General features: G+C 71.5%; 1 protein-coding gene. It reads left to right on the plus strand.

Annotation, left to right across the window (positions count from 1 at the left end):
* On the plus strand, nt 1–8,595 hold an 8,595-nt coding region (locus tag ACZ58N_RS37720; protein ID WP_471169808.1), incomplete at its 5' end, for a type I polyketide synthase.
* Nucleotides 8,596–8,666 lie beyond the last annotated feature (71 nt).

Below are 8,666 nucleotides of genomic sequence, written 5' to 3' on the forward strand. Positions count from 1 at the left end.
GCGTTGGCGAGTGCGGGTCTGTCGACGGCCGATGTGGACGCGGTGGAGGCGCACGGTACGGGAACCCGGCTCGGGGACCCGATCGAGGCGCAGGCACTTCTTGCCACCTATGGGCAGGGGCGTGCCGAGGGACAGCCGTTGCTGCTGGGTTCGATCAAGTCGAACATCGGGCACACGCAGGCCGCGGCGGGTGTGGCGGGTGTGATCAAGATGGTGATGGCGATGCGACACGGGGTTCTGCCCAGGTCGCTGCATGTGGACGCGCCGTCCTCGCACATCGATTGGGAGGCCGGCGATGTCAGTCTCCTGACGGATGCGGTGGAGTGGCCGGAGACGGGCCGTCCGCGTCGTGCGGGTATTTCCTCGTTCGGCATCAGCGGCACCAACGCCCACACCATCATCGAACAACCGTCCGTGGTCGAGGTGGAGCCCAAGTCCGAGACGGACAAGCCGCTTTCGCTTCCGGTGACGCCGTGGATTCTGTCGGCGAAGGGCGCGGAGGCGCTCCAGGAGCAGGCGGGCCGGCTCCGGTCGTACGTCCTGTCGACGCCGGACGTGCGTCCGGCCGATGTCGCGTGGTCGCTGACGGCGGGCCGGGCCTCCTTCGAGGACCGCGCCGCCATCGTCGCCACGGACCGTGAAGAACTCCTGTCCGGCCTCGAAGCACTGGCCGAGGGTCGCTCGACGTCGGGGCTCGTAACGGGCTCGCCGGTCGGCGGGAAGCTCGCCTTCCTGTTCACCGGTCAGGGCAGCCAGCGGCTGGGGATGGGGCGTGAGCTGTATGACGCCTACCCGGTGTTCGCAGCCGCGTTGGATGCGGTGTGTGCGGGGATGGATCTCGAACTGCCGCTGAGGGATGTGCTGTTCGGGTCTGATGCGGGTCTGTTGGACGAGACGCGGTTCACGCAGCCGGCGCTGTTCGCGGTCGAGGTGGCGCTGTTCCGGCTCCTCGAATCGTGGGGCGTGAAGCCGGACGTCCTGTCCGGGCACTCGATCGGCGAGATCGCCGCCGCGCACGTCGCGGGCGTGTTCTCCCTGGAGGACGCGTGCACGCTCGTCGCAGCGCGTGGCCGGTTGATGCAGGCGCTGCCCGCGGGCGGCGTGATGATCGCCGTTCAGGCGTCGGAGGATGAGGTCCTGCCGCTGCTGACCGAGCGGGTGAGCATTGCGGCGGTCAACGGTCCGCAGTCGGTGGTGATTGCCGGTGACGAGGACGCGGCGGCTGCGGTCGTGGCGGCCCTCCCGGACCGCAAGAGCAAGCAACTTACGGTGAGCCACGCGTTCCACTCGCCGCACATGGACGGCATGCTCGACGAGTTCCGCCGGGTGGTGGAGGGGCTGTCGTTCGCCGCCCCGAGCATTCCGGTCGTCTCGAACCTGACCGGCGCCCTGGTCACCGACGGTGAGATGGGTACGGCGGAGTTCTGGGTCCGGCACGTCCGCGAGGCCGTCCGCTTCCTCGACGGCATGCGGGCCCTGGAGGCCGCCGGGGTGACGACGTACGTCGAACTCGGCCCCGACGGGATCCTGTCCGCACTCGGACAGGAATGCCTCACCGGCGAGGCCGACGCCGTCCTCGTTCCCGCTCTGCGGGCGACGCGCCGTGAGGCGGAGACGCTCGTCACCGCCATCGCTCGGGCACACGTGCGTGGTGTCGAGGTGGCCTGGTCGAAGTTCTACGCCGGTACGGATGCCCGGAGCGTGGAGCTGCCGACGTACGCGTTCCAGCGACAGCGCTACTGGCTGGAGATGCCGTCGGCGTCCCGCAGGGGCGCAGCCGATGACGTGGACTCCCGCTTCTGGGACGCGGTGGAGCGCGAGGACATGGACTCGCTCGCCGCCGCACTGGACCTGGACCTGGACGACGAGAACGCCTGGGGCACGGTCCTGCCGGCTCTGCCCGCCCTGTCGGCTTGGCGCCGCGGGCTGCGGACCCGTTCCGAGGTGGACGCCTGGCGCTACCGGGTGTCGTGGAAGCCGCTGGCGGACTCCGCAACCGGCGCCGGCCTGTCGGGCGTGTGGCTGCTCCTGGTCCCCGGCGTGGGCATGGACGACTCCGCTGTGGCAGGCGCACTGGCAGGGCGTGGCGCCGAGGTGCGTCGGGTCGTGGTCGAGGCCGGTGCGGACCGGACTGCGCTGGCCGGACAGCTTGCGGAGGCCGCCGAGGCCGTCGGTTCGGTGGGTGGCGTGCTGTCGCTCCTCGCCCTGGACGATGCCACCGGGGTGATCTCCACTGCGGCCCTCGTCCAGGCGCTCGGTGATGCCGGGGTGGAGGCGCCGCTGTGGTGCCTGACCCGGGGCGCGGTGAGTGTGGGTCGTTCGGATCGACTCGTGTCGCCGGTTCAGGCGCAGGTGTGGGGTCTGGGTCGGGTCGCGGCCCTGGAGGCGCCCGAGCGTTGGGGTGGTCTGGTCGATCTTCCCGAGGTGTGGGACGAGCGGGCCATGGCCCGTCTGGTGGGTGTCCTGGCTGGTGGCGCCACCGGTGAGGATCAGGTCGCGGTTCGTTCCTCCGGTGTGTTCGGGCGTCGTCTGGTCCGTGCCGCCGCCGTTCAGGGCGACCCCTCCTGGGTTCCGTCCGGGACGGTTTTGGTGACCGGTGGTACGGGTGCTCTGGGTGGCCGGGTCGCTCGGTGGCTGGCCGACGCGGGTGCGGAGCGCCTGGTGCTGACCAGCCGGCGGGGTGCGGATGCCCCGGGTGCCGGTGAGCTGGTGGCGGAGCTGTCGGCGTTGGGTGTGGAGGTTTCGGTGGTGGCGTGTGATGCCGCCGACCGGGACGCGCTGCGTGCCCTCCTCGCGGCGGAGGCGGAGACGCTGACCGCGGTGATCCACACCGCGGGGATCCTGGACGATGGCGTTCTGGACGCGTTGACGCCGGAGCGGTTCGAGAGCGTACTGCGGGCCAAGGCCACGTCCGCGCTCAACCTGCACGAGTTGACCGTCGAGCTCGGTATCGAACTCTCGGCGTTCGTCCTGTTCTCCTCGATGAGCGGTATGACCGGCTCCGCCGGGCAGGGCAACTATGCCGCTGCCAACGCGTACTTGGATGCCCTGGCCGAGCAGCGGCGTGCCGCCGGCCTGGCTGCGACTTCCCTGGCCTGGGGTCCCTGGGCGGAGGGCGGTATGGCGGCGGATGACGCGATGGACGCCCGGATGCGGCGGGAGGGTCTGCCGCCGATGGCGCCGGAGACGGCCATGGCCGTGCTGCGACAGAGCGTGTCCGGTTCGACCGACGCGGCTCTGCTGGTCGCGGACGTGGACTGGGACCGCTTCGGGCCGGCGTTCACCATCGTGCGTCCCAGCGCCCTCTTCGCCGAACTGGTGGAGACCCGTGCCGGCGGCTCCACCGCCGACCGGTCCGGGGCGGCCGGTTCACCGGTCGATCGGCTGGCCGGTCTTGGTGCGGTGGAGCTGGAGCGTGAGTTGCTCGGGCTGGTCCGTACGCAAGTAGCGGCAGTCCTGGGACACGACGGTTCGGAGGCGGTGGGTGCGGAGCGGGCCTTCAAGGAACTGGGCTTCGACTCGCTGACCGCTGTCGAACTGCGCAACCGTCTGGGTGCGGCGACGGGCGTGACGCTCCCCGCGACACTGATCTTCGACTATCCGACGGCTTCGGCCCTGACCCGGTTCCTGCGGGACGAACTCCTCGGTTCTCAGGTGGACATCGCGGGTCCCGTGGCTGTCGTGGGCAAGGTTGTCGACGATGATCCGATCGCGATCGTGGCGATGAGTTGCCGTTTCCCGGGTGGGGTGCGTACTCCGGAGGATCTTTGGCGGTTGTTGTCGAGTGGTGGTGACGCCATCGGTGAGTTCCCCGTCGACCGTGGTTGGGATCTGGATCGTCTTTACAGTGCGGATCCTGATCAGCAGGGGACGTTCTATGCCCGTGAGGGCGGGTTCCTGTATGACGCTGCGGAGTTCGATGCGGACTTCTTCGGTATTTCGCCGCGTGAGGCTCTTGCGATGGATCCGCAACAGCGCCTGCTGCTGGAAACCTCGTGGGAGGCGTTCGAGCGGGCCGGTATCGACCCGGCCGCGGTGCGTGGAACCCAGGCGGGTGTCTTCGTCGGCACCAACGGCCAGGACTACGGATCCATGCTGCAATCCGTGCCGGACGGCATCGAGGGTTTCCTCGGTACCGGCAACGCGGCGAGTGTCGTGTCGGGGCGTCTTTCGTATGCGTTCGGGCTTGAGGGTCCGGCGGTGACGGTGGATACCGCGTGCTCGGCTTCGTTGGTGGCGTTGCACTGGGCGGTGCAGGCGCTGCGCAATGGTGAGTGCTCGCTCGCCCTGGCCGGTGGTGTGACGGTGATGTCGTCGCCGGGTGCGTACATCGATTTCAGCCGTCAGCGTGGCCTTGCGGCCGATGGTCGGATCAAGGCGTTCGCGGCGGGTGCGGATGGTACGGGTTGGGGTGAGGGTGTCGGCATGCTGCTCGTGGAGCGGCTGTCGGACGCGCGCCGCAACGGGCACCCCGTCCTCGCGGTGGTGCGTGGTTCGGCGATCAATCAGGACGGTGCGAGCAATGGTCTGACCGCGCCGAACGGGCCGTCGCAGCAGCGGGTGATCCGTGCGGCGTTGGCCGGTGCCGGCCTGTCGGCCGCCGACGTGGACGCCGTCGAGGCGCACGGTACGGGCACGACGCTGGGGGACCCGATCGAGGCGCAGGCGCTTCTTGCCACGTATGGCCAGGAGCGGGCCGAGGGGCAGCCGTTGTTGCTCGGGTCGATCAAGTCGAACATCGGGCACACGCAGGCCGCGGCCGGTGTGGCGGGTGTGATGAAGATGGTTCTGGCGATGCAGCACGGGGTGTTGCCGCAGACGCTGCATGTGGATGAGCCGACCCCGCACGTCGACTGGACCGCGGGTGAGGTGCGGTTGCTGACGGAGCGGCGGGAGTGGCCGGAGACCGGTCGTCCGCGGCGGGCGGGTATTTCCTCGTTCGGTTTCAGCGGGACCAACGCCCACACGATCATCGAGCAGGCGCCGGACGTCCAGGGTGAGGCCGAGGCATCGCCTCTGCCGCAGGGCCGTTCGGGGGGCCTGCCGTGGGTTCTGTCGGCGAAGAGCGACGCGGCTCTGCGCGTGCAGGCCGAGCGGCTGGCGGCGTGGATCGCGTCCGACGAACACCTCGAACCCGTCGATGTGGCCTACTCCTTGGCCACGTCAAGGTCGACGCTCGAACACCGGGCCGTCGTCGTGGCGCAGGAGCGGGAAGAGTTCCAGGCAGCGCTGAAGGCCCTCGCGGCCGGTGCGCAGTCGGCGGGATCGGTGCGTGGAACGGCCACCGGTGGTGGCGATGTGGCCTTCCTGTTCACGGGGCAGGGGAGTCAGCGGTTGGGGATGGGGCGGGAGCTGTATGACGCCCACCCGGTGTTCGCGGACGCGTTGGACGCCGTCTGCGCCCGCATGGACGGACTCCTCGAACTGCCTTTGAAGGAGGTGCTGTTCGGGTCGGATGCCGCACTGCTGGACGAGACGCGGTTCACCCAGCCGGCGTTGTTCGCGATCGAGGTCGCGCTGTTCCGTCTCCTCGAATCGTGGGGTGTGCGGCCGGGCTACCTGTCCGGGCATTCGATCGGTGAGATCTCCGCCGCGCACGCGGCGGGTGTTCTGTCGTTGGACGACGCCTGCGTGCTCGTGGCGGCTCGCGGCCGGTTGATGCAGGCGCTGCCGGCCGGTGGCGTGATGATCGCCGTTCAGGCGTCGGAGGACGAGGTCCTGCCGCTGCTGACCGAGCGGGTGAGCATCGCTGCGGTCAACGGTCCGCAGTCGGTCGTGATCGCGGGTGACGAGGACGCGGCGGCTGCGGTCGTGGCGGCCCTCCCGGACCGGAAGACCAAGCGGCTCACGGTGAGCCACGCGTTCCACTCGCCGCACATGGACGGCATGCTCGCCGACTTCCGCAAGGTGGTCGACGGCCTGACCTTCACCCCGCCGAGCATCCCGGTCGTCTCGAACCTGACGGGCGCCCTGGTCACCGACGGTGCGATGGGTTCGGCCGACTTCTGGGTCCGGCACGTCCGTGAAGCCGTTCGCTTCCTCGACGGTATCCGCGCCCTGGAAGCCGCCGGCGTGACCACCTACGTCGAACTCGGCCCCGACGGCGTCCTCTCCGCCCTCGCCCAGGAATGCGTCACCGCCGGGTCCACGGCCACGTTCGTGCCCGCGCTCCGCAAGGCCCGCGCCGATGCCGAGGCGATCCTCGCGGCTCTGGCGCGCGCTCACGCCCACGGTGTCTCCGTGGACTGGTCGGCGTACTTCTCCGGTACGGGTGCCCGACGCGTCGACCTGCCGACGTACGCCTTCCAGCGCAAGCGGTACTGGCTGGAGGAGGCTCCCCGCCCCGCGGCGGACGGGCCCGGCGTCGCCGGTGGTGGTGTGGTCGACGCCCCGTTCTGGGAGGCCGTCGAGAACGATGACCTCGCCGCCCTCACGGCGGCCCTGGACATCGACGCCGACCAGCCGCTGAGCGCCCTGCTGCCGGCCCTGTCCGCCTGGCGGCGGCAGCGCGCGGAGCGGTCCGTCGTCGACACGTGGCGGTACGGGGTCATCTGGAAGGCCCTGGCCGCTCCGGACACCGCCGCCCGGCCCGCCGGAACGTGGCTGGTCGTCACCGCGGCGACCGGCGACGGGGCCGGGCTCCCCGGGATCGCGGACGCCCTGCGGGCGCGGGGCGTGGACGTTCGGGACGTCGCCCTCGACCCCGCGGACACGGGCCGGGCCGCCGCCGCCGACCGGCTGCGTTCGGCGCTGGCGGGGAACCGGGCCGACGGTGTGGTGTCGCTGCTGGCACTCGCCGAAGCCCCCCACGCGACGCACACTGCGGCGTCGGCGGGCCTGCTGCTGACCGGAACCCTGGTACAGGCTCTCGGTGACGCCGACATCGACGCGCCGCTGTGGTGCGTGACCTCCGGTGCCGTGGCCACCGGCCCCGTCGACCGGGTGCGCAGCGCCGCCCAGGCGCAGGTCTGGGGGCTCGGCCGGGTCGTCGCCCTCGAACACCCCGAGCGTTGGGGTGGTCTGGTGGACCTGCCGGTCGGCGTGGACGGGCGGACGCTCGACCGGCTGCTGTCCGTACTGGGCGGGGCTGCCGGGCGGACCCACGAGGACCAGATCGCGGTACGGTCCGCGGGTCTCCTCGTGCGCCGCATCGAGCACGCCGCGTCGCCGGACACCGCGGCGCCGGCGGGCGCTTCGACCGCCGCCCCCTCGCCCGCCACCGCGGCGCGGGCTCCGTGGCGGACCCGCGGGACCGTCCTGGTCACCGGCGGTACGGGTGCGCTCGGTGCGCACGTCGCCCGCTGGCTCGCCGCGCACGGCGCCGAGCACCTGGTGCTCGTCGGGCGGCGCGGACCGCAGGCGCCCGGCGCCGGGGCGCTCGTCGCGGAACTCGCCGAACTGGGTGCCCGCGCCACGGCCGTCGCATGCGACGTGACCGACCGGCGGTCCGTGGCCGAGCTCCTCACCACGCTGCGGGACGACACCTCGACGCCGGCTCTCAGCGCCGTCTTCCACACGGCAGGCGTCGGTCAGCTGACGCCGCTCGCCACGACGGCGCCGGACGAGGTCGCCGCGGTCCTCGCCGCCAAGGTGTCGGGGGCCGAGCACCTCGACGAGCTGCTCGGCGACACGGAGCTGGACGCCTTCGTGCTCTTCTCCTCCATCGCCGGTGTGTGGGGCAGCGGCGGGCAGGGCGCCTACGCGGCGGCCAACGCCCACCTCGACGCCCTGGCGCAGCGGCGCCGCGACCGCGGGCTGACGGCCACGGCCGTCGCCTGGGGACCGTGGGGCGAGGGCGGGCTGGTCGCCGACGACGAGGCGGCCGGGCAACTCCGGCGTCGCGGCCTGCCGGTGATGGCCCCCGCCCGGTCCGTCGCCGCGCTCCAGCAGGCGCTGGACGCGGACGACACGACCGTGACGGTCGCCGACGTCGACTGGGACCTGTTCGTCCCGGCCTTCACGGCCGCCCGGCCGCGGCCGCTCATCGCCGACCTTCCCGAGGTGCGCCGGGTACGCGATGCCGAGGAGCACGCCGGTGGTGGCGACGACGGCACCGCGGCCGCCGTCGACGGGTTGGCGGCCGAACTGCGGGGCGCGAGCCCGGACGAGGCCGAACGGATCCTGCTCACCCTGGTCCGTACGCACGTCGCGGCGGTCCTCGGGCACGACGGGGCCGGCACGGTCGAGGCGGGACGCGCCTTCAAGGAGCTGGGCTTCGACTCCCTGACCGCCGTCGAACTGCGGACCCGCCTCGGGGCGGCGACCGGACTGCGACTGCCCGCCGCCCTCGTCTTCGACCACCCGACGCCCGCCGCCCTGGCCGCGCACATCCACGCGGAACTCCTCGGCGGGGACACGGAGCCCGTCCTCCCGGCGCTCGCCGAGATCGACAAGTTGGAGTTCGCCCTCTCCTCGGTACCCGAGGAGGACGCAGGCGAACGGGCCCGCGTCACGGCACGGCTCGAAGCGCTCCTGGCGAACTGGAACAGGACGGAACGGGCCGCGCTCGCACAGGAGGACGAGGAAACGGTCATCGAATCGGCATCCGCCGAGGACCTCTTCGACATCATCAACAACGAATTCGGAAAAGCCTGACCTTGATGCCCGATCCGATGCCCCCATCGAACCCGTCGAATCCGTCGAATCCGTCGAATATGCCGAACCTG

It is taken from the genome of Streptomyces sp. NPDC040432, from assembly GCF_055595445.1.